Origin of the sequence: Brevundimonas sp. UBA7838 (assembly GCF_002500885.1) — a bacterium.
GTDB classification, from domain to species: domain Bacteria; phylum Pseudomonadota; class Alphaproteobacteria; order Caulobacterales; family Caulobacteraceae; genus Brevundimonas; species Brevundimonas vesicularis_C.
In genome coordinates, this window is record NZ_DLTK01000045.1 from 1 (window position 1) to 21,268 (window position 21,268).

General features: G+C 67.5%; 18 protein-coding genes. 6 read left to right on the forward strand and 12 right to left on the reverse strand.

Annotated features, from left to right (window positions below; translation table 11 throughout):
- On the forward strand, window positions 1-2,020 hold a 2,020-nt coding region (gene mutS, locus B3T77_RS03080), incomplete at its 5' end, for a DNA mismatch repair protein MutS (protein WP_292077107.1).
- A gap of 60 nt (window positions 2,021-2,080) precedes the next feature.
- Here mutS and lpdA read toward each other — a convergent pair.
- Window positions 2,081-3,481: a dihydrolipoyl dehydrogenase gene (gene lpdA, locus B3T77_RS03085; RefSeq protein WP_292077110.1), complete on the reverse strand. Its 1,401-nt coding sequence runs from the start codon at window positions 3,479-3,481 to the stop codon at window positions 2,081-2,083.
- 196 nt (window positions 3,482-3,677) lie between these two features.
- Complete coding sequence (locus B3T77_RS03090; protein ID WP_292077114.1) at window positions 3,678-5,930, reverse strand: TonB-dependent receptor plug domain-containing protein; 2,253 nt, start codon at window positions 5,928-5,930, stop codon at window positions 3,678-3,680.
- Between the two features lie 261 nt (window positions 5,931-6,191).
- Here B3T77_RS03090 and B3T77_RS03095 point away from each other — a divergent pair, with 261 nt between their 5' ends.
- Window positions 6,192-7,301: a phytase gene (locus B3T77_RS03095; RefSeq protein ID WP_292077115.1), complete on the forward strand. Its 1,110-nt coding sequence runs from the start codon at window positions 6,192-6,194 to the stop codon at window positions 7,299-7,301.
- Between the two features lie 41 nt (window positions 7,302-7,342).
- Here B3T77_RS03095 and B3T77_RS03100 read toward each other — a convergent pair whose 3' ends face one another.
- A complete protein-coding gene (locus B3T77_RS03100) occupies window positions 7,343-8,164 on the reverse strand; it encodes a hypothetical protein (protein WP_292077117.1) in 822 nt (273 codons plus the stop codon).
- A 373-nt stretch (window positions 8,165-8,537) separates the two neighbouring features.
- On the opposite strand from B3T77_RS03100, the gene B3T77_RS03105 reads away from it, so the two are divergent.
- Window positions 8,538-9,227: a response regulator gene (locus B3T77_RS03105; protein WP_165115134.1), complete on the forward strand. Its 690-nt coding sequence runs from the start codon at window positions 8,538-8,540 to the stop codon at window positions 9,225-9,227.
- Window positions 9,224-10,279, forward strand: coding sequence for an ATP-binding protein (locus tag B3T77_RS03110; RefSeq protein WP_292077122.1), 1,056 nt, complete (start codon window positions 9,224-9,226; stop codon window positions 10,277-10,279). The genes B3T77_RS03105 and B3T77_RS03110 overlap by 4 nt, the downstream gene beginning before the upstream one ends.
- A gap of 77 nt (window positions 10,280-10,356) precedes the next feature.
- Here B3T77_RS03110 and B3T77_RS03115 read toward each other — a convergent pair whose 3' ends face one another.
- From B3T77_RS03115 to B3T77_RS03135, 5 genes are all read right to left on the reverse strand, one after another.
- Window positions 10,357-10,629 (reverse strand): HPr family phosphocarrier protein, encoded by a 273-nt coding sequence (locus tag B3T77_RS03115; RefSeq protein ID WP_017506134.1) that lies wholly within the window; start codon window positions 10,627-10,629, stop codon window positions 10,357-10,359.
- Window positions 10,626-11,030: a PTS sugar transporter subunit IIA gene (locus tag B3T77_RS03120; protein WP_017506133.1), complete on the reverse strand. Its 405-nt coding sequence runs from the start codon at window positions 11,028-11,030 to the stop codon at window positions 10,626-10,628. The genes B3T77_RS03115 and B3T77_RS03120 overlap by 4 nt, the downstream gene beginning before the upstream one ends.
- A 120-nt stretch (window positions 11,031-11,150) precedes the next feature.
- Window positions 11,151-11,579 carry an HPr kinase/phosphorylase gene (locus tag B3T77_RS03125; RefSeq protein ID WP_292077128.1) on the reverse strand — a complete coding sequence of 143 codons (429 nt, stop codon included), beginning with the start codon at window positions 11,577-11,579 and terminating at the stop codon, window positions 11,151-11,153.
- A complete protein-coding gene (locus tag B3T77_RS03130) occupies window positions 11,576-13,186 on the reverse strand; it encodes an ATP-binding protein (RefSeq protein ID WP_292077130.1) in 1,611 nt (536 codons plus the stop codon). Before B3T77_RS03130 ends, B3T77_RS03125 begins: the two co-directional genes overlap by 4 nt.
- The gene (locus B3T77_RS03135; RefSeq protein ID WP_039243953.1) at window positions 13,155-13,859 is read right to left on the reverse strand and encodes a response regulator transcription factor; all 705 of its coding nucleotides are present in this window, start codon (window positions 13,857-13,859) and stop codon (window positions 13,155-13,157) included. Before B3T77_RS03135 ends, B3T77_RS03130 begins: the two co-directional genes overlap by 32 nt.
- A gap of 255 nt (window positions 13,860-14,114) precedes the next feature.
- Here B3T77_RS03135 and B3T77_RS03140 point away from each other — a divergent pair, with 255 nt between their 5' ends.
- A complete protein-coding gene (locus tag B3T77_RS03140; protein WP_292077132.1) occupies window positions 14,115-15,833 on the forward strand; it encodes a hypothetical protein in 1,719 nt (572 codons plus the stop codon).
- Window positions 15,834-15,839: 6 nt separating this feature from the next.
- Here the strand turns inward: B3T77_RS03140 and B3T77_RS03145 are convergent, their stop codons facing one another.
- The 3 genes from B3T77_RS03145 to ahcY all read right to left on the reverse strand — a co-directional run bounded on the left by B3T77_RS03145 (window position 15,840) and on the right by ahcY (window position 19,333).
- Window positions 15,840-16,217, reverse strand: a complete 378-nt coding sequence (locus B3T77_RS03145) for a zf-TFIIB domain-containing protein (RefSeq protein WP_292077133.1) — start codon at window positions 16,215-16,217, stop codon at window positions 15,840-15,842.
- Between the two features lie 455 nt (window positions 16,218-16,672).
- Window positions 16,673-17,908, reverse strand: coding sequence for an NAD(P)/FAD-dependent oxidoreductase (locus B3T77_RS03150; protein WP_292077136.1), 1,236 nt, complete (start codon window positions 17,906-17,908; stop codon window positions 16,673-16,675).
- A gap of 33 nt (window positions 17,909-17,941) precedes the next feature.
- Window positions 17,942-19,333 (reverse strand): adenosylhomocysteinase, encoded by a 1,392-nt coding sequence (gene ahcY, locus B3T77_RS03155; RefSeq protein ID WP_017506126.1) that lies wholly within the window; start codon window positions 19,331-19,333, stop codon window positions 17,942-17,944.
- 135 nt (window positions 19,334-19,468) lie between these two features.
- On the opposite strand from ahcY, the gene B3T77_RS03160 reads away from it, so the two are divergent.
- Complete coding sequence (locus tag B3T77_RS03160; protein WP_292077139.1) at window positions 19,469-19,867, forward strand: Tat pathway signal protein; 399 nt, start codon at window positions 19,469-19,471, stop codon at window positions 19,865-19,867.
- Between the two features lie 9 nt (window positions 19,868-19,876).
- Here the strand turns inward: B3T77_RS03160 and priA are convergent.
- The coding region (gene priA, locus B3T77_RS03165; protein ID WP_292077141.1) for a replication restart helicase PriA at window positions 19,877-21,268 on the reverse strand (1,392 nt) is incomplete at its 5' end.

The following is a 21,268-nucleotide window of genomic DNA, read 5'->3' on the forward strand; positions in this document are numbered from 1 at the left end:
CGAACCCCAGGCCGCGCGCGCCCGCGTCGAGCGGCTGTACGGCGTCTCGGCGCTCGACGGCTTCGGCGCCTTCGAGGAGGCCGAGGTCTCGGCGCTGGGTCTGATCGCCGCCTATCTGGAGACGACCCAGGCCGGCAAGGTCCCTGCCCTGGCCCCGCCGCGCCGTCTGGGCGAAAGCGGCTTTCTGGCCATCGACCCTGCGACCCGCGCCAGCCTTGAGATCGACCGCACCCAGCGCGGCGAGCGTGAGGGCAGCCTGCTCGCCTGCATCGACCGCACCGTCACCTCGGGCGGCGCCCGGGCCCTGGCCGAACGCATCGCCCGGCCCCTGCGCGATCCCCTGGCCATCAACGAACAGCTCGACGCCGTCGAATGGCTCTTGGAGCGCCGCGACCTGCGTCGCGACCTGCGCGACGCGCTGAAGGCCTCGTCGGACATCGCCCGCGCCGTCGGACGATTGGCGCTGGGTCGGGGCGGCCCGCGCGACCTGGCCGCCGTGCGCACCGGCCTGTCGATCGCCGAGGGCGTCGCCGGTCTGTTCGTGGGTCAGGTCGATCCCCTGACCGGCCAGCCGCGCCGCATCGCCTCGGCGCTGGACCGCCTAACCCTGTCGCCCGACGTTTCGCGGCTCAAGGCCGACCTGATCGACGGCCTGGTGGACGAGCCGTCCCATCTGGCGCGCGACGGCGGCTATGTGCGCCCCGACTATCGCCCCGAACTGGACGCCGCCCGCACCCTGCGCGACGACAGCCGTCGCGTCGTCGCGGATCTGGAGGCCCGCGCCGTCGCCGAGTCCGGCGTGCCGTTCAAGATCAAGCACAACGCCGTCCTCGGCTATTTCCTGGAAACCTCGGCCAAGGCGGCGGAACCCCTGTTCCGCGCCGGTCCCGACAGCCCCTTCATCCATCGCCAGACCCTGGCGAACCAGGTCCGCTTCACCACCGTCGAACTGTCGGAGTTGGACGCCAAGATCAGCCAGGCCGGCCACCGGGCGCTCGCCATCGAAGCCGAGACCTTCGAGGGCTGGCGACGCGAGGCCGCCCGCCTGGCCCAGCCGCTCCAGGCCGTCGCCGAGGCGCTCGCCGAACTGGACGCCCACGCCGCCCTCGCCGAATGGGCCCAGGAAGTCGGCGCGACCCGCCCCATCGTGGACGACACCCTGACCTTCTGCGTCGAGGCCGGCCGCCACCCCGTCGTGGAGGTTGCGGTCAAGGCGGGCGGCGATCCCTACACCCCCAACAACGCCCGGCTGGACGGGTCGGGCCAGGACGGATCGCGCCTGGCCATCGTCACCGGCCCGAACATGGCCGGTAAATCGACCTTCCTGCGCCAGAACGCGCTTCTGGTGATCCTGGCTCAGGCCGGCGCCTTCGTGCCCGCCCGCTCTATGCGGCTGGGCGTGGTGGATCGGCTGTTCAGTCGCGTCGGCGCCGGCGACGACCTGGCGCGCGGCCGCTCCACCTTCATGATGGAGATGGTCGAGACCGCCGCCATCCTGACCCAGGCCACGCCGCACAGCTTCGTCGTTCTGGACGAGATCGGGCGCGGCACCGCCACCTATGACGGCCTGGCCATCGCCTGGGCCACGGCCGAGGCCCTGCACGAGACCAACCGCGCCCGCACCCTGTTCGCCACCCACTATCACGAGCTGGCCCAGCTGGAGACGCGGCTGGATCACGTCTGCAACCTGTCCATGGTCGCGCGCGAGTGGAACGGCGAACTGGTCTTCCTGCACGAAGCGGCGCCCGGCGCGGCCGATCGCTCCTACGGCGTCCAAGTCGCGAAATTGGCCGGCGTGCCCGCCTCCGTCGTCGCCCGCGCCCGCTCGGTGCTGAACCGGCTGGAAGGCGAAAAGGCCGCCGCCGCCCGCCTGGACGACCTGCCTCTGTTCGCTGTCGCCGAGCCGGAACCGATGCGTGGACCCTCCCCCGTGGAACTGGCGCTTAGGGACGTCGACCCCGACGACCTGACCCCGCGCGAGGCGCTGGAGGCGCTTTATCGGCTGAAGGGTCTGGCCTGATTTGACGAAGGCCCGGACGTCGCCGTCCGGGCCCTGCTTGAAGTCTCGATCCGTTTCGGATCAGGCCTGCATCATCCAGCCTTCGACATCCATGGCCGCCTGACGGACGGCTTCCGAACGGGTCGGGTGGGCGTGGCAGGTGCGGGCGATGTCTTCCGACGCGCCGCCGAAGCTCATGGTGATGGCCGCCTCGTGGATCATTTCGCCGGCCTGCGGGCCCATGATGTGGACGCCCAGCACCTTGTCGGTCGCGGCGTCGGCCAGAACCTTCACGAAGCCGTCGGTCTCGTGATTGATCTTGGCGCGGCTGTTGGCGGTGAAGGGGAATTTGCCCTTCTTGTACTGAACCCCGGCCGCCTTCAGCTGGTCCTCGGTCTGACCGACCCAGGCCACTTCGGGGAAGGTGTAGACGACGCTGGGCACCAGGGCATAATCGACGTGGCCGTATTTGCCGGCGATGGTGTCGATCACGGCGACGGCGTCCTCTTCCGCCTTGTGCGCCAGCATCGGACCGTGGGTCACGTCGCCGATCACCCAGACGCCATCCGCCACCTTGAAGTGGTCATGGTCGATGAAGCCGCGCTTGTCCGGCGTCACGCCGACGCTCTCCAGGCCCAGACCGTCCGTGTACGGACGACGGCCGATGGCGACCAGCACCACATCGCCCTTGATCGTCTCGGCGGCGCCGCCGGCCGACGGCTCGACAGTCAGTTCCACCCCGTCCTTGCCCGGCTTGGCGCCGGTGACTTTGGCGCCCAGTTTGAAGCTCATGCCCTGTTTGGTCAGGGTGCGCTGGAAGGCGGTGGCGACCTCGGTGTCCATGCCGGGCGTGATCCGGTCCAGGAACTCGACCACGGTGACCTCGGCGCCCAGACGACGCCAGACGGAACCCAGCTCCAGGCCGATGATGCCGGCGCCGACGACGATCAGCTTCTTGGGCACGGCCGGCAGCGACAGGGCGCCGGTGGAATCGATGACCTTGCCATCCTCGAAAGCGACGCCGGGCAGAGGGGTCGGCTCGGAGCCGGTGGCGATGACGATGTTCTTGGCGTCCAGCGTCTGGACCGAGCCGTCGGCGGCGGTCACCTCGACCTTGCCTTTACCGACGATCTTGCCCTTGCCCTTGATCCAGTCGGCCTTGTTCTTCTTGAACAGGAACTCGATCCCCTTGGTCAGGGCGGTGACGCTGTCGTCCTTGGCCTTGTGCATCTGGTCCAGGTGCAGCTTGGGCTGGACCTCGATGCCGATCTTGGCGAATTCGGTATTGGCGGCGTTCCACAGTTCCGACGCATGCAGCAGGGCCTTGGACGGCATGCAGCCGACGTTCAGGCAGGTGCCGCCCAGCGTCGAACGCATCTCCACGCAGGCGACTTTCAGGCCCAGCTGGCCCGCCCGGATCGCGGCGTTATAGCCGCCAGGGCCTCCGCCGATGATGACGACGTCGTAGGAAGCTTCGGCCATGGTGTCCTCTGATCGTTCCACGCGGGAGGAGAGGCCCCGCGAATACAGGCTCTCGGGGCTGTAGGCAGACGCCCCGCCGGGGTCAACCGCCCCGCCGGCATATGGGGTCGCGATTGCGACCTTTGGAGGGGCGCCGCCACGCAAAAGGGCCGGACGTCGCCGCCCGGCCCCCTTCGTCGTCTGGAAAGGCTGGGCCTCAGAAGGCCATGCGCGCCACCAGCTGGAACACCGGGCCGGCGTTCTCGGATTCGATCTCGAACTCGTCGTAGTCACGGTCGATCTGGTCGGCGATGGTGTTGAACTTGTCGAACACCTCGTCCTTGGAAGAATCGAGCAGGTTCGAACCGGTGAAGCGGATCACCACGTTCGAGGCGACCTGCTTCTCGATGAAGATTTCCAGGTCGCCGCCGTACGAGGTGACGACTTCTTCGCCGACGATCCGGCTCTTGGCGTCGCCCTGTTTGCGATAGGTGGCGCCGAAGGCCGCGCCCCAGGTCGGGATGTCCTGGGTGAAGCCGACGTTGAAGACATAGTCCGACTGCGAGTTGAAGCGGCGCTCGCCCAGGAAGTCGTCGACCGAACTGTCCAGCCACGAATAGTTCACGAAGACGCCCGTGTGCTCCATGCCGATGAAGTCCAGCGGCGTGGACAGGTCGAACTCGACGCCCCAGACCTGGCCGTCGCCGACGTTCTCGGCCGTAAGGCGGAAGGCGTCCGGTTCGTCCTGGGCCTCTTCACCCGTGTTGGTGATTTCGATCAGGTCGGTGATGTCGCGATAGAAGGCGTTGACGCCGATCACGCCGCGGCGGCCCAGACGACGCTCGAAGCCCAGGTCCGCGCCCCACGCCGTTTCCGGCTCCAGGTCGGGATTGCCGATGAAGTCGTTGTCGCCGTATTCGCCTTCCAGCAGGGCCGGCGACAGGAAGTCGAAGTTCGGCCGGCGCACGGTGCGGGCCACCGAGGCCGTGATCCGGTCGCTGTCCGACAGTTTGAAGCGCACGCTCGCGGACGGCAGCAGGATGCCATAGTCCTTGTCGTTGGTGCGGTCGGCGGCGTCGACGGTCTCGTCCGTGATCGAGAAGTCGGTCGTCTCGTAACGCAGGCCGGCCTCCCACTTCGCCGCGCCGTTCTCGCCCGACAGCATGATGTAGGGGTCGATCCGGGTCTCTTCGATCGAGTTGATGCCGCCGTCGACGGCTTCGAAATCACCGTACTCGCTGTCGAGCAAGGCGCGGAAGACCGGCTCGTCCTCGACTTCGGCATCGGCCGAGAAGACCGTGCTGTCGCGGTTCTTCTTCGAATACTGGACGCCGAATTCCAGCTCCATGTCGCCGCCCAGCTTGATCTTGTGCTCAATGGCGGCCTGGATTTCCTCGTCCTTGACGTTGGTGCGGGTGCGTTCGCCCTCGATCACCTCGTCGCCGACGTCCAGTTCCTCTTCCTGCTCGAACTGTTCGTCGTCGATGCTGGCGTAGCCGAGCTTGAAGGTCGTCTCGCCGCCCAGCATCTCGCGCTCGTAACGGCTGTTGACCGCCCAGTTGTCGGTCAGGATGTCGAGCGGGTTCGCATTGACCTTGGCCACGTCGTTGACGTCGCCCTCGTCGTATTCGATCGAGCTTTCGTCCTGGACGCGGTCGGTGCGCACGAAGACGCCGCTCAGTTCCAGATTGCCGCCGGCGACCGGCATCTCATACGACAGGTTGGCCGAATAGTCGGTGCCGTCGCGGGTGTCGGTCTGGGCCTCGGTGTTGGTCAGTTCGCCGTTCGGCTCCGAATAGCGTTCCGAGAACTTCTGCTTCGGGTTGCGGCGATCCTGGATGTTGCCGCCGATCAGCAGGCGGCCCGGCCCGACCTGGCCGCCCCAGACGGCGCCGTAGGTTCCGCCCCACTGACCGTATTCGCTGTCTTCCCAGTGCAGCGCGCCCAAGCGGACATAGCCGGCGTCCAGCGACAGGGCGTCACGCAGCACGATGTTGATTGCGCCGGCGACCGCGTCGCCCGAGCGGTTGGCCGACGAAGAGCGGACGACTTCGACCCGCTCGATCAGTTCGGCGGGGATGCGGTCCACGAAGAACGAGCGATCCAGGTTGGCGCCGGGAACCCGCTCGCCGTTGATCAGGATCTGCGTATAGGCCGAGTCCAGACCGCGCATCCGCACGCCGTCCGATTCCAGCACGTCCGAAAGGAAGGTCACCGAGGGCACGCGCTTCAGGGCGTCGCCGGCGGTCAGCGGCTCGAACCGCTGGAAATAGTTCAGGTCGTAGGACAGGGTCGGCACCACGTCGTCGGTGCGGTTGCGCATGGCCGGCTCGCCGGTGACGACGACTTCTTCCAGCGCCGTGACCGGCGTCTGGGCGGTCTGCTGCGGCGCGATCTCGTCGGCGGCGAATGCCGGAGCGGCGAAGGCGAGCGGGGCCAATGCGGCGCCCATGAGCAGTTTGATTTTCATCTCGATGATCCCCAGCGGCGGGCGACGTTTCACCTCTGCCGATGGGCGGCCCGATAGCGGGGACTGGCGACGCGAAAGCGACGTTTCGGCGACGGCGATTTCGCGGTTTCAGGACAATTGCGCGACGATCCGTCCCGACACCGATCATGCGTCATCGAACCGCATTCAAACCGTCACCATAAGTCCGTTGACCTGTCGGCGGTCGACCTTGATCTGGGCCCCGACGAAATCACGTGACGAAATCACACCCGGGAACCTGCCATGACTTCGCCGATCCGACGCGCCGCCCGTTTCACCGCCGCCGTTTCCGTCTTCGCCCTGCTCGCGGCCTGCGCCACGACGGAAGTCGATTTCCAGGGCGAGGGCGAGGGCTTCGTCGGCCCCGGCGCGTCGGTCCAGGCCGTGTTGGAAACCCCGTCGGTCGGCACGGCGGGCCAGGACGCGGCCGACGACCCCGCCGTCTGGGCCAGCGCTGCGCCCGTCATGGTGATGGGCAAACAAACGCCCGGCTTCGTCGCCGGCACGGACAAGAAGTCCGGCCTCTACATCTATGGCTTCGACGGCCAGATCCTGCAGTTCCTGCCCGAGGGCCTGCTGAACAACGTCGATGTGGTCGAGGGTCTGTCGGTCGGCGGCCGCCCGCAGGTGGTGCTGGGCGCCAGCGACCGCACGCCGGGCAAGACCGGCATCTCCCTCTATACCTTCGACCCGGCCGGGACCGGCCAGAACGGCGTGCGCTATTGGGGCGCCGTCGCCACCGACGTGATCGAACCCTACGGCTTCTGCTTTGCGCGTCGCGGGGCCGAGGTCCACGCCATCCTGGTCGGGCACGAGGGCGAACTGCGCCAGTTCGTCCTGGGCGTGGACGCCGCCAACCAGCCCACGGCGCGTCTGGTCCGCAGCGCCGAGATCGGAACCATCTCCGAAGGCTGCGCCGCCGACGAAGCGACCGACGCCCTCTATATCAACGAGGAGAACGTCGGCCTGTGGCGCTATGGCCTGAACCCGGCCTCAGGCGCGGCCCGCACACTGATCCAGCCCATCGCCAAGGACATTCTGGTCGCCGACGCCGAGGGCCTGACCACGATCACCGACCCCTCGGGCCGCTATCTGATCGCCTCCAGCCAAGGCGATTCCACCTTCCCCGTCTGGCGCATCGACGGCCCGGCGCCGGAGTACAAGGGCCGGTTCAAGATCGTGGACGGCGCGGTCGATGGCGTCACCGGCACCGACGGCTTGGCGGCCGCCAGCGGTCAGGTCGGCTCCTTCCCCGAAGGCCTCGTCGTCATCCAGGACGACGTCAACGATGTCGGCACGCAGAACTTCAAATACATCGACTGGCGCGACATCCGACGGGCGCTGGGGCTGTAGCGGCCCCTCGGCGGCGGTCGCCCTCGATCACGTCTCTTTCATCAAGATCCTACGGCATTCAACGCCGTGCGCGTGCAGTCGGCCATGTCCCTGACGACATGTCGGCCGATGCAGAACATGTCTTCATAGCTGGGCTTGGCGGCGGCCAGACACTGGAACAGGTTCAGCTTGGACATCTGCAGGCAGAAGGTGGCGTTCGGATCCTGCAGGACACCGTCGATTCCATCATCTTTCACGCTTTCGCCCAATAGCGCCCGAGCGGCGACGGACAGGGACCGGGCCACCGCCGGTTTATAGGGAGCCGCCAGAGGCGACGTCGGGATCCGAGAGGGTTCGGCGTGGGCAACCTTCAGCAGCGTCTCGCTCTCGACGTCCGACGCCAGTTGCATTGCGGCGGACGCGGCCTTCGCACGCTCCAGCCGCCCCTGTCGGTCCGCGATGGGTTGGCCCGCCCATCGACGGCGCGGATCGCTACGCGACTGGATCGTATAGGCATCCGCCTCCACCCGATCCGCTGCGGCCTCGACGGCTGCGGCGCCCTCCTCCATGACCTCGGCGATCAGCCCGGCCGCCACGTCTGCGCCAGGCAAGGTCACGGCATAGGCGGGGTCGGCCGTCAGACGATCCAGAATTTCGCGTCGCTGCGCTGGATCGGCGGCATAGGCCCGCACCCCCGCAACGAAGTCCGGCGACTGCATCGCCAACACCGCTCCATAGGCCACCAGACCCCGCGCCAACTGCTCGGCGTTGGAAGTCGCTCCGCGCTGCAATGCCGCCTGCACCGCCTCCGCATCGACGAAGCCGCCCTCGAATGTGGCGACATCCCGCATGAAGACCAGATAGACCGACGCCATCTGCGCCACACTGTCGTCCAACCGAATCGAAGGCGGCGGAGGCGGGGGCGGCGCAGGCGGTTCGACCGATTTCGCGCACCCCGCGATGAGCGCGATCAGGCTCGCGGCCGCCGCAACCCGCGCCCAATGCCGATCCCTGCGCTTCACAGCATCGCCAGAATGAACACGCCACAGGCGGCCAGCACGGCGACGTTTACGGCGGTCATGGCGGCGACGAAGATCTGGTGGGCGCTTAACTTCATTGGATCTCAGAGGCGGTTTCGGTTTGGGGCCGCTTCGCACGGTGCCGTGGGGCCTGGGTGTGGACTTGATGGAGAAATCGTGGAGACACCCCATCTGGTCTGGATCGCCGTCCATCGCTGGGCGATGTCGTGGAGATCCAATGAGCGCCCTGGTCATCATCGCCGAAGACGAACCCGAGATCGCCGCCGTGCTTGACGCCTATCTCGTGCGCGAGGGGTTTCGCACCGTCCGCGCCATGGATGGCCAGATCGCTCTGGACCTGCACGCCGCACTTCGCCCCGATCTGGTCCTGCTGGACGTGCGCATGCCGCGTGTCGATGGCTGGAGCGTGCTGGGCGAACTCAGGCGTAGGGGCGAGACGCCCGTCATTATGCTCACTGCTCTGGATCAGGACATCGACAAGCTCCAGGCGTTGCGCATCGGCGCGGACGACTATGTCGTCAAACCGTTCAATCCGGTCGAGGTCGTGGCGCGTGCCCACGCCATACTGCGACGCAGCGGCGGCTCGGGCCAAGGCGGCGTGATCCGCCTGGGTCCGCTCGAGATCGATCTGGAGGCGCACATCGTCCAGTGGTGCGGACTGGACAAACCTCAGCGCCTGCCCCTGACCCTGACCGAGTTCCGCATGCTGGCCCACATGGCGCGCTATCCGATGCGGGTCTTCTCTCGCGCCGAGCTGGCCGACGCCTGCTTGAAAGGCGATGAGGTGCTTGATCGCACGGTGGACAGCCATCTCAGCAAGCTGCGGCTCAAGTTACGAAACGCAGGCGCCGACGGCGTCCTCGTCGGCGTTCGTGGCGTGGGTTATCGCCTCGAGGTTCTGACGTGAGGGCCGCCCGCGCGCTTGGCCGTCGCATCGCCGTGCGCACGGCTCTGGTCATCCTGGGGGTGCTTGGACTTAGCGCCGCCGGCGCATTCGCCCTGTACGGGTGGGTCTTCGAAAATTATCCCGATGCGGTGGCCTCGCCCCAGGCCTGGCGACCGCAGTCGGTGGATTATGTCGCTCTGGCGTCAGCCGCAGTCGTGGCTCTGATCGGCGCGACCGTAGCCGGCCTGCAGTTGGCCCGCCGCCTTGTCATGCCTCTCACCTCCTTGTCCGGCGCCGCGCGTGCGATCGCCGATGGCGACCTGTCGGCGCGCGCCATGGCTGGCGATCGGTCTTTTTCCGAGACCGCCGACCTGGTGGACGACTTCAACCTGATGGCTGCGCGGCTTGAGACGCTCGCCGCCGACATGACGACGTGGAACGCCTCGATCGCGCACGAACTGCGAACGCCCGTCACGATCGTCAAAGGCCGTCTCCAAGCGGCCGCCGACGGCGTCCTGCCGCTGGACCGCGAGATGATCCTGACTTTGCTCAAGCCGGTCGACGCCTTGGGCCGCCTCATCGAGGATTTGCGTGTCGTCAGCTTGGCAGATAGCGGTCGTTTGCAACTGCGCCTGACGCCCCAGGACCTGGGTAAGCGATTGGAGGATGTCCGCGCCCTGGTCGACGCTGAAGCCGAGGCGGAGGGCTATCCGATCACCTGGACGACGCCGACTACTGTGGTCGTTTGCGACGGCGACCGCATTCAGCAGGCTGTCTTGGCTCTGCTCGACAACGTGCGCCGCCACGCCGATCACGGCCCTGTCTCGGTCAGCTTGAGGGCCGATGAACGCTTCGCCGTCATCGCCGTGGAGGACAGCGGTCCAGGCCTGCCCGACGCCATGACGCGATCCGTTTTCACCGCCTTCAAACACGGGTCAGGCGAGAATGGCGGGACCGGCCTTGGTTTGGCGGCGGTCCGCGCAATCGCCGAGGCCCACGGCGGATCGGCGCGTTACTTGGCCGGCGCTCGCCTGGGATCCCGCTTCGAAATCTGTATCCCCGCCGTCTCGTAGGTGCGTTTTCAAATCACCCGCGCAGCAATGGACCTGTCAAAAATCCAAGCGGTTCCAGATCCGGGGATGACGACGCCCTACTGATCCTCGTCGAACTTCCGGGCGACCAGGTCGGTCAAAGCTTCCATCGCCTCTTCGGCGTCAGGGCCTTCGGCGGAGACGTCGATGCTGCAGCCGATGCCGGCGCCCAGCATCAGCAGGCCCATGATCGAGCGGGCGTCCACCGTCACGCCGTCGCGGGTGACGTGGATCTCGCTTTCGAAGCTCGAGGCCAGTTTGACGAACTTGGCCGAGGCGCGGGCGTGCAGGCCGCGCGTATTGCAGATGTTCAGGGTCGCGGTGACGGTCATTTTTCGCCTGCGAGCACCCAGGACGCGACGGAGATGTATTTGCGCCCCGCGTCCTGCGCATGGGCCACGCAGGATTCCAGCGTCTCGCGCCCGCGCACGCTGGCCAGTTTGATCAGCATGGGCAGGTTCAGCCCGGCGATGACCTCGGCGCGCGTCTGTTCCATCACCGAGATGGCCAGGTTCGACGGCGTACCGCCGAACATGTCGGTCAGCAGGATGACCCCTTCGCCGTCGTCCACGGCCGCGGCCGCATCGACGATGTCGCGACGCCGACGCTCCATGTCGTCGTCAGGCCCGATGCAGATGGCCGCGACGCCGCGCTGCGGGCCGACCACATGCTCCATGGCGGAGAGAAACTCGGACGCCAACCCGCCGTGGGTGACGATCACCAGACCGATCATGAGGACTTCACTCGCATCCCGCCCCGAACCGTCCCAGGCATTCCCCCGCCCGGCAAGGGAGGCCGGACGCCGCCCTCTATGGACCGCAAGGGGCGTGTCATAGACCCGTCTTTCGGGGTTTCAAAGCGTCTCCAACGCCGCTGCGACCACATCGACGGCCGAGGCGGGTCTGGGGTCCAGCGCCAAGAGGGGCAGGTCCACCCCCGCGAAAGCCCGTGTCTGCGGCTCCGGAAGCCGTTCGACGCCTTCCGCCACACAGGCGACGGCCAGCGCCACGCGACAGACCGGGCGTGTTCTGGCGGCCACGATTCCGAGGCCGCGCACCTCGATCCGACCCGCGATGGAGGCCGGCGCCGACGCATGAACGGCTCCGTCTGAGGCCCAGACCTGGGTGTAGTCGTCGCTGACCAGCCGCCAGTCGCGCGCGATCAGCCGCAGCGCCAGATCGCTCTTGCCCGCGCCCGACGGGCCCAGGATCATCACCCCCTGCCAGGCCCCACGTCGGCGCACGGCGACGGTGGTGGCGTGGACTGGCTGGCCCGGGGTCACGACCAGCGGCCGACCGCCGGGAAGACGATCTCGAACCGCGCCCCGCCTTCGGACTTGTTTTCGGCGTGGACACGACCGCCATGCGCCTCGACGATCTGACGCACGATGGACAGGCCCAGGCCCGAGTTGGAGCCGAACACCGCCCCCTTCGGCCGCGAAGTGTAGAACCGCTCGAACACCGTCTCCAGGTTCTCGGCCGGAATGCCCGGCCCCTGGTCCTCGACCCGGACCCGGATCGGCAGATCGTCCCCGATGTCCTCCAGCGTCACCCGCACCACGCCGCCTGGGGGGCTGAACGAGCGGGCGTTGTCGATCAGGTTGCGGAACACCTGTCCCAGCGGTCCGTCGCGCCCCATGACGCGCAGGGCCTGTTCGGGCGCCGTCAGCACGACCGGAATATCGCCGGGCTTGGCCGTCGTCTCATAGACGCCGACGATATCGACCAGCAGCCGGTTCAGATCGACCGGCCGCGGCCGATCGCGCGACAGCTCCGCATCCAGCCGCGAGGCGTTGGAGATGTCGGTGATCAGCCGGTCCAGCCGACGCACGTCCTGCTGCAACAGCGCTGTCAGCTTCTCACGGTGCGCATCGGTCTTGACCAGCGGCAGGGTTTCCAGCGCCGAACGGATCGAGGTCAGGGGGTTCTTGATCTCGTGGGACACATCGGCCGCGAACCGTTCGATGGCGTCCATCCGCGTCGACAGGGTGTCGGTCATGGACTCCAAGGACCGCGCCAGATCGCCGATCTCGTCCTTGCGATCCTCAAGGTCCGGCAAGGAGATGGCCCGCGCGCGTTGCAGCTTCACCTGATCCGCCGCCGCCGACAGCCGCATGATCGGCCGCGCCACGAACAGATGCAGCAGCAGCGATCCCAGGAGATTGACCCCCAGCGCCACCAGGGCGAACGGGAACAGCGCCTGCCGCTGAGCGCCCAGGATTTCGTCCACGTCCCCGGATTCGACGGTCAGCACGCCCAGCACCTGACGCACATGGCGCACGGGAATGGAGACGGAGACGACACGGTCGCCGGATTCGTTGCGACGCAGGGTCGATTGGGGCGAGCCGTCCAGCGCCGCCGCCACCTCCGCCGCCAGTTCGCTGTCGGCGCGGGCGACCCGGCGTTCGGACAGCAGATTGGCCTTGGCGGCGTCCTCGGTCGCCGTCCCCGCCGGTTGCGCGTCGGGCAGGGGCCGCCCCCCGATGGCCTCGGTCACCTGATAGCTGTCGACCAGCAACAGGCCGTTCACATCATACAGTCGCACCCGCTGGCCCGCCGGGATGAATCGGTCGGTCAGCCAGATCGACGCGCGGATGGGGTCCAGTTCAGGCGTCGGTTCGCCTCGCGTCACGCCTTCTTCGCGCAACACATTGGCCAGCAGTTCGGCTTGGACCGTCAGCGATTCCTGACGCGCCTCGATCAGGCCCGGACGCCATTCATTGATCGCCAGCGCCCCGCCGAACAGGATCAGCAGGCTGAGCAGATTGAGCACCAGGATGAAGCCGCCCAGCCGCGATCCGCCGAAGCGGAACAACGGCCGGCGCTGGGGCTCCTCGTCGGGCTCGCGCCCGCCCGGTTCAGCTCTCGCGGTAGCGGTAGCCGACGCCATACAGGGTCTCGATCGCGTCGAACTCATTGTCCACGGCGCGGAACTTCTTGCGCATTCGCTTCACGTGGCTGTCGATGGTGCGGTCGTCGACATAGACCTGATCGTCGTAGGCGGCGTCCATCAGATTGTCGCGGCTCTTCACGAAGCCGGGACGCTGCGCCAGGGCCTGCAGCAGCAGGAACTCGGTCACCGTCAGCTTGACGGGCTTGCCGTCCCAGGTCGACTCGTGGCGCGCCGGGTCCATCGACAGCTTGCCGCGCTTGATCGCCCGGCCCGAGACTTCGGCGGCCGATTCCGGTTCGCCGCCGTCGGCGCCCGTGCGGCGCAGCAGCGCCTTGACCCGCTCGATCAGCAGACGCTGGCTGAAGGGTTTGTGGATATAGTCGTCGGCGCCCAGGTTGAAGCCCAGGATCTCGTCGATCTCCTCGTCCTTGGACGTCAGCATGATCACCGGGATCTGCGAGGTCTGGCGCAGGCGACGCAGCACCTCCATCCCGTCCATGCGCGGCATCTTCACGTCCAGGATCGCCAGATCGGGCGGCGAGGATTCCAGCGCGGCCAGACCCGAGGCCCCGTCGTGATAGGCGGTGATCTTGTGGCCATGGCTTTCCAGCGCCAGCGAAACGGACGCCACGATGTTCTCGTCGTCATCGACCAGAGTGATATTGGCCAAGGGTGTCTTCTCCTGAACTTTACGTTCCCGCGAGCAAGAACGCACAGCAAGCGTAACCGTTCGATCTCGGTCACATTAGGGCTAGAGCGTTTCGGGCCGAATGAAAATCGCCTGCAACCCGAAAGCGGTTTGGTGACAGTCAGATGGTCACGGCGCCGCCTCGATTCAACGCGCTCGCACCGTCGCTCCGGCGTGCGCAGAAACATTCCGGCTTCGAAAACCTCGCCTTAAAGGCTTGGGATGCAGGATCGGCCCATGGCGGGTCCGATCCATTACGAAGTCTATGTCCGCAAGAGCGCCCCGTCGTCGTGGACGCTGCTGATCGCGACCGAAGACCGCAAACACGCCATCGAGACCGCCGAGGAACAGCTTCGGGATCGTCTCGCCATCGCCTCGCGCGTGACCAAGGAGACGCTGGACCCCGAGACGATGGAGTTCAGCTCCCTGACCATCCTGACGCTTGGCGCGCCGGAGGAGCGAAAGAAGAAGGTCGCCGAAAAGGCGGTCCCGCCGGCCTGCAGCAGTCCGGCCGAACTCTACTCGCCCCATGCCCGCGCCCTGATCGGCCGGGTGCTGGAGGACTGGCTGAAACGCGAGGGCGTGACCGCCTTCGAACTGCTGCATCGGCCCGATGTGGCCGAACGGCTCGAGGCGGCCGGGGTCGAGCTTCAGCACGCCATCCAGAAGGTCGCGGTCCCCGAAAGCCAGGCCACGGGCCAGGAGGTGCACGGGGTCGTGCGCCACTATCAAAAGCTGACCGAACAGGCGATGGCCCGCCTGCGCAAGGCCGGACGCGACGGCCTGTTCCCCGCTCTGGACGACCGCTCCATCGCCGATCTGGCGCATCGGCTGACCGGCGCGCCGGATCGGGCGCTGCGCATGGGCGGCGTCGTCGCCGGCGCGCTGAAGGATCGGCGCGGCGCCCGTGATCGCCTGACCGTGCTGATGGATTTGATGGACGCCGCGCCCGCCGACGGCCCCCCGCGCGCCCTGGTCGTCGTGGTGGTCGAGCAGATTGTCGCCGAAATGCTGGCCGTGCGGACCAACCTGACCGAGATCTTGGGCCCGTCCTTGGACCAGGGCGCCAATCTGGCGGCCATCGTGCGCATGGTCGCGCCGGACGAGATGGACGCCCTGTTGCGGATGGACCCGCGCCTCGCCCTGATGATGCCCCAGGTCGAGGGACCGGCCGCGCGCCTAGGTCTGCATCTGGCCTCGGGTGAGTTTCCGCTTCTGGCCGCGTCCTTGGCTCGCCTTGTCACCCGCGAACTGACCAGCCAGCGCCGCCTTCGGCCCCATGATCCGGTCGGAGAGATCGACATCCTGCGTCTGCTGGCCATGGCCCTGACCGCCTCGGCCGGTCGTCTGCTGACGCTGGAAGAGGTCCAGACCGCCTTCGTCGAACGCTCCAAGAGCCTGGTCACGGCCGATTTCGTCGGCGCCTACGTTAACCCCTGCCCGACGGTCTTGGCCGAGGCCGAGCAGCTGACCCGCCTGTGCGAGAACGTGACCGGCGGGGCGAACAAACGCGCCGCCGCGCGGTGGCTCAGCGCCTGTATCGGCTCGCTGCGTTTCGAAACCGAGATCCGCCAGTCCGTTCCGGGCGGCCCCAGCGCCTCGCACAAACTCGCGACCCTGGCGCGGCTTCAACGCTCGGTTCAGGCCGCGCATCTGGCCGATCACGACCAGACCCAGATCATGGAAGCCATCGGCGCGGTCGGGGCCAATCTGGAGGCCGACGCCCATCTGGTCGCCCAGATCGTCCGCGCCCAGGCGGCTGCGCCTCAAAAGCTGACGGCCCTGCTGAAACTGGCCACCGGTGAAGCCGGCCCGCTGGGCCCCGTGGCCGACCGCGCGCGGGCCGAGGCCATCAAGCTGCTGCGCTCGCCCGACGTCCGCACCGCCCTGACCGCCGCGCCGCAAAACGTCGCGGCGTTGAGAGGCCTGATGCAGCAAGCGGGTCTGGCGGCCTAGCCGACCTCAGTCGAAGATGTCGAAGATGCTGTCGCGCTTCTTTTTCTTGTAGCGATAGTCGTCGTCGCGATGCCGGTCGTCGCGATATTTGTCGCCCCGGTAGCCTCGATCGTCGCCGCGATACGGCTGTGACGCCCCGCCGCCCCAGGGTTGGGCTGGGGGCTGGGCATAGGGCTGAGGCTGCGGCGACGGCGCATAGGCCTGCGGCGGGGGCGCGACCGGGGCTGTGGCGCGACCCTCCTCGACGGCGGCGGCCATCAGCTTTTCCAGCTCGCCGCGATCCAGCCAGACGCCCCGGCAGTCGGGGCACATGTCAAACTGGACGCCGTTGCGCTCCAGCGTCTGCATGGCGGCGTTGTCGTTGGGGCACATCAGAAGGGGCATGTCGGGCTCCGATCGAAAAAGAATGGGCGGTCGATGCGACAGGCCAGGAGGGGAAAGCTTCGCCGCATCGACACGCCCTTGCGGTCCGACATCGCGTCGCACGATCCGGCGCAAGGAAGGGGGACGCCAGACCGCGAGAACGCCAGAGGGGCCCGTTCCGCCTCTTCAAGCTAGGCGCCGTCGCAGCCCGCCGCCATGCGTCGCGGGGCCGCAGGGGGCTTCGGCCGTCCCCGCCATCCTATTAGCGACGACGATTGCGAGATTTTACCACGGCTTACGACCGACCAGCGACCCTTCGCCTCTCATGGCCCTGGACCGGGTTAGAATGGCGCCCGGTCTTTGACATCTTCGCGCGCCGCCAGAACGCGCACCGAAATAGACAGATTAGACGAATTAGACGGTGTTTTTGTCGGCGGACCCGCCGGCTAAAGTGCACAGATTGCACCTCAAAAACTCTAGCAGACCTGCCCAGCGGCCCAGCCCGACGACCAGGCCCACTGGAAATTATAGCCGCCCAGCCAGCCGGTCACGTCCACCGCCTCGCCAATGAAATATAGGCCCGGAACCGCCTTGGTCTGCATCGTCTGCTGGTCCAGCGCGGCCGTATCGACCCCGCCCAGCGTCACCTCGGCGGTCCTGTAACCTTCGGACCCCACGGGCTTGACCGCCCAGGCGTTGACCGCCTGATCCAGCCGCCGCAGCACCTTGTCCGACAGGTCCGCCAGATTGCCCGACGCCCCTTCGCGCTGGCACAGGCTCTCGGCCAGACGGCGCGGCACGATATGGCCCAGCGCGGTGTGCACCGCCTGTTTGCCGTTCGACGCCTTGGCCGCCTTCAACTCCTCGAACACGTCGCGGCCGGGCGCCATCGAGGCCACCACCGCCTCGCCCTCGCGCCAGTAGGAGCTGATCTGAAGAATGGCCGGACCCGACAGACCGCGATGCGTGAACAGCATCGCCTCGTTGAAGCTGGCCTTGCGCGCGTTGGCCCCTTCGGGCGCCGAGGCGACCGAGGCGTCGACCGCCACGCCCGCCAGCGGCGTCAGCGTCTCAAGCAGCCCGGCCTCGAAGGTCAGCGGCACCAGGGCCGGTCGGGTCTCGGTGACGCGAATGTCGAACTGGCGCGCGACCTCATAGGCCCAGCCGGTCGCCCCCATCTTGGGGATCGACTTGCCGCCCGTCGCCACGACCAGCGACGCCGCCGTGACCTGCGATCCATCCGACAGGATCGCCGTGAAGCCCTCGCCGGATCGCTCGATCCGCGTCACGCCGGTCTTCAGGCTCAGGGTCACGCCCCCCGCCGCCATGTCGTCGGTCAGCATACGGACGATCTGCTTGGCGCTGTCGTCGCAGAACAGCTGGCCCAGAGAGCGCCCGTTTTGGGTCTTCTCGTGCCAGGCGATCCCGGCCCTATCGATGCGCTTGACGAAGTCGTGCTGGGTGTAGCGGCGCAGGGCCGAGGTCGCGAACCGGGGGTTCTCGCCCAGGAAGTTCGCCGGCCCGCAGCCCAGATTGGTGAAGTTGCAGCGCCCGCCGCCCGAGATGCGGATCTTCTCGCCGGGCCGGTCGGCATGGTCCACGACCCTGACCCGCCGCCCGCGTCGCCCGGCCTCGATGGCGGCCATCATCCCGGCCGCGCCGGCCCCGACCACAAGGACGTCGACGAGGGCGTCCGAAGACGCCCTCGTCACTTGGAACCTCGCGGTTCCAGCCTCGGGGAGAGCTTAGTAACGGTAGTGATCCGCCTTGAACGGGCCTTCGACCGGCACGTTGATGTAATCGGCCTGGTCCTTGGTCAGGACGGTCAGCTTGGCGCCCAGCTTGGCCAGGTGCAGCATGGCGACCTTCTCGTCCAGGTGCTTGGGCAGGGTGTAGACCTTGTTCTCGTACTTGTCGGCGTTGGTCCACAGTTCGATCTGGGCCAGCGTCTGGTTGGTGAAGGACGCCGACATCACGAAGCTGGGGTGGCCCGTGGCGTTGCCCAGGTTCACCAGGCGGCCTTCCGACAGCAGGATGATCTTCTTGCCGTCCGGGAACTCGACGTGGTGGACCTGCGGCTTGATCTCGTCCCACTTGAAGTTCTTCAGGCCGGCAACCTGAATCTCCGAGTCGAAGTGGCCGATGTTGCAGACGATGGCGTTGTTCTTCATCTGCCGCATGTGGTCGACGGTGATGACGTCCTTGTTGCCGGTCGTCGTCACATAGATGTCGGCGCGGCCGGCGGTGTCGTCCAGCGTCTGGACCTCATAGCCTTCCATCGCGGCCTGCAGGGCGCAGATCGGGTCGATCTCGGTCACGATCACGCGGGCGCCGCCTTGGCGCAGCGAGGCGGCCGAGCCCTTGCCCACGTCGCCGTAGCCGCAGACCACCGCGACCTTGCCCGACAGCATGACGTCGGTGCCACGACGGATCGCGTCGACCAGCGATTCCCGGCAGCCGTACAGGTTGTCGAACTTGGACTTGGTGACGCTGTCGTTGACGTTGATGGCGGGGAAGGGCAGCTCGCCCTTTTCGGCCATCTGATACAGGCGGTGCACGCCCGTGGTCGTCTCTTCCGACACGCCGCCGATGGCGTCGCGGATGGCCGAATAGAAGCCGGGCTTCTCAGCCAGATAGCGCTTCATGACCTTGAAGAGGGCCTCTTCTTCTTCGTTCTGGGGATTGGCCAGGACCGAGATGTCCTTCTCGGCCTTGGGGCCCAGCACGCACAGCAGGGTCGCGTCGCCGCCGTCGTCCAGGATCAGGTTCGGATAGCCGCCGTCGGCCCATTCGAAGATCTTGTGCGCGTAGTCCCAGTATTCTTCCAGCGTCTCGCCCTTGGTGGCGAACACCGGGGTGCCGTTGGCGGCGATGGCGGCGGCGGCGTGGTCCTGGGTCGAGAAGATGTTGCACGAGGCCCAGCGCACTTCGGCGCCCAGGGCTTCCAGCGTCTGGATCAGGACCGCCGTCTGGATCGTCATGTGCAGGCTGCCGGCGATGCGGGCGCCCTTCAGCGGCTGGCTGGCGCCGAACTCGTCACGCAGGGACATCAGGCCCGGCATTTCGGTTTCAGCGATCTCGATTTCCTTGTTGCCCCAATCGGCCAGGGTGATGTCGCGAACGATGTAGTCGGTCATGGCTTGGGCTCCCGGCCGCAATGAGTTTGGGCCCTCATAGCCCGGCGCGCGTCGAGTATCAACAAACACATAAAGATATCCTTATGCGATCCGCGCTCAGCAGTTTCTTAAGTCCTGGCCGGTAGAGACCTCGCCATGGAACGCCGCGCTCTTCTCGGTCTCGCCGTCGTCGCAACGGCCGCCGCCTCAACCTCCGCCCGCGCTTCGAGCGGCGGCGCGGCGCCGTCGGCCGACACCTATATCCGGCTGCCAGTCATCACCGCCTCGATCCTTCAGGCGAACGGACGTCGGGGCGTGCTGACCATCGAAACCGGCGTCGATGTGCCCGATGCGGCCCTGCGCACGCGCGCCCAACAGTCCGCGCCTCGCCTGCGCGCCGCCTACAACACCGCCGCCCAGCGCTTCGCCAACGGCCTGCGTCCCGGCGTGGTGCCCGACATCGACCAGCTGTCGGCCCAGCTTCAGGCGGCGACCAACGCCACCTTGGGCCGCGCCGGCGCCCGCCTGCTGCTCGGCACCGTCATGGCGGTCTGACTTCCGCCTCTAGAGGAACGAATAGGGGTCCACGTCCACCGTCAGGCGGACGGAGCCCGGCACCTTCACCCGCTGCAGCCAGGCCCGCAGGAAGGCCTGGAGGTTCACGTCCCGATCGGCTCGCACCAGCAGCCGTTTGCGCCGGCGTCCCCGCACCAGGGCGAGCGGCGCATCAGCGGGGCCATAGACCTCCAGCCGCTCGGCGTTGGGAATGGCCTGGGCCAGGTCGTTCGCCGTCTTCTCGACGGCGGCCGCATTCTCACTGGACAGGATGATCGCCGCCAGCCTGCCATAGGGCGGCAGGGACGCGGCTTCGCGCTCGGCCATTTCCGCCTCGACGAAGGCGTCGCGATCACCGGCCGCCAGCGCCATCAGCACCGGGTGCTCGGGCGTCCAGGTCTGAAGCAGCGCCCGCCCCGGTCGATCCGCACGCCCCGCTCGCCCGGTCGCCTGGGCCAAAAGCTGATAGGTCCGCTCGGCCGCGCGCAAATCGCCGCCGCGCAGGCCGAGGTCCGCATCCACTACGCCCACCAGCGTCAGGCGCGGGAAGTTGTGGCCCTTGGCCGCGGCCTGCGTCGCCACCAGAATGTCGATCTCCCCGTCCGTCATCTTCTGGATCAAGGCGCGGGCCGACCGGGCGTCCGGTGCCGTGTCGGAACTGAATACCGCCGTGCGCGCCTCAGGAAACAGCTGGCGCACCTCTTCCTCGACCCGCTCAACCCCTGGCCCGACCGAGACCAGCGAATCCTCGGCCCCGCACGAGGGACACAGTTTGGGCCGCGCCATGGAGAAGCCGGTCAGGTGACAGACCAGCCGCCCGGTGTAGCGATGCTCGACCAGCCAGCTGTCGGTGTCCGGCGCCGTCAGCCGATGGCCGCAGGCGCGGCACAGGACCACGGGCGCATAGCCGCGCCGGTTCAGGAACAGCAGGGTCTGCTCACCCCGCAGCAAGGTTTCGCCAATAGCTAGGCGCAGCGGCTGCGACAGCCAGGTCTGCGGATCGGGTGTAGTCTGACGCAGGTCCAGCAGGGCGATGTCCGGCAGGACCGCCGTCCCGTGCCGCGCGCCCAGCTTCAGCCAGTCGTAACGCCCGCTCTGGGCATTCCACAGCGTCTCCAGAGACGGCGTCGCCGAGGCCAGGACCACCGCCGCCCCCTCGATCCGCGCCCGCGCCACCGCCAGGTCGCGGCCGTGATAGACCAGGCCTTCCTCCTGTTTGAACGAGCCGTCGTGCTCCTCGTCCACCACGATCAGGCGCAGGTTCACGAACGGCAGAAACAGGGCCGAGCGCGCGCCGACCACGATGTTGCAGCGCCCGGCGACGACCGCCTCCCACACCTGACGGCGGCGCGGCGGGGCGACGCCGGAATGCCATTCGCCCGGGGCGGCGCCGAAGCGCGC

Excerpts from the sequence above, each read along its gene's own strand:
- B3T77_RS03105 (WP_165115134.1), top strand. The coding sequence starts at position 8,538 with ATGAGCGCCCTGGTCATCATCGCCGAAGACGAACCCGAGATCGCCGCC.
- B3T77_RS03090 (WP_292077114.1), bottom strand. The coding sequence starts at position 5,930 with ATGAAAATCAAACTGCTCATGGGCGCCGCATTGGCCCCGCTCGCCTTC.
- B3T77_RS03130 (WP_292077130.1), bottom strand. The coding sequence starts at position 13,186 with ATGGCGTCGGCTACCGCTACCGCGAGAGCTGAACCGGGCGGGCGCGAG.
- lpdA (WP_292077110.1), bottom strand. The coding sequence starts at position 3,481 with ATGGCCGAAGCTTCCTACGACGTCGTCATCATCGGCGGAGGCCCTGGC.
- B3T77_RS03160 (WP_292077139.1), top strand. The coding sequence starts at position 19,469 with ATGGAACGCCGCGCTCTTCTCGGTCTCGCCGTCGTCGCAACGGCCGCC.
- B3T77_RS03115 (WP_017506134.1), bottom strand. The coding sequence starts at position 10,629 with ATGACCGTCACCGCGACCCTGAACATCTGCAATACGCGCGGCCTGCAC.
- B3T77_RS03120 (WP_017506133.1), bottom strand. The coding sequence starts at position 11,030 with ATGATCGGTCTGGTGATCGTCACCCACGGCGGGTTGGCGTCCGAGTTT.
- B3T77_RS03145 (WP_292077133.1), bottom strand. The coding sequence starts at position 16,217 with ATGCCCCTTCTGATGTGCCCCAACGACAACGCCGCCATGCAGACGCTG.
- ahcY (WP_017506126.1), bottom strand. The coding sequence starts at position 19,333 with ATGACCGACTACATCGTTCGCGACATCACCCTGGCCGATTGGGGCAAC.
- B3T77_RS03095 (WP_292077115.1), top strand. The coding sequence starts at position 6,192 with ATGACTTCGCCGATCCGACGCGCCGCCCGTTTCACCGCCGCCGTTTCC.
- B3T77_RS03140 (WP_292077132.1), top strand. The coding sequence starts at position 14,115 with ATGGCGGGTCCGATCCATTACGAAGTCTATGTCCGCAAGAGCGCCCCG.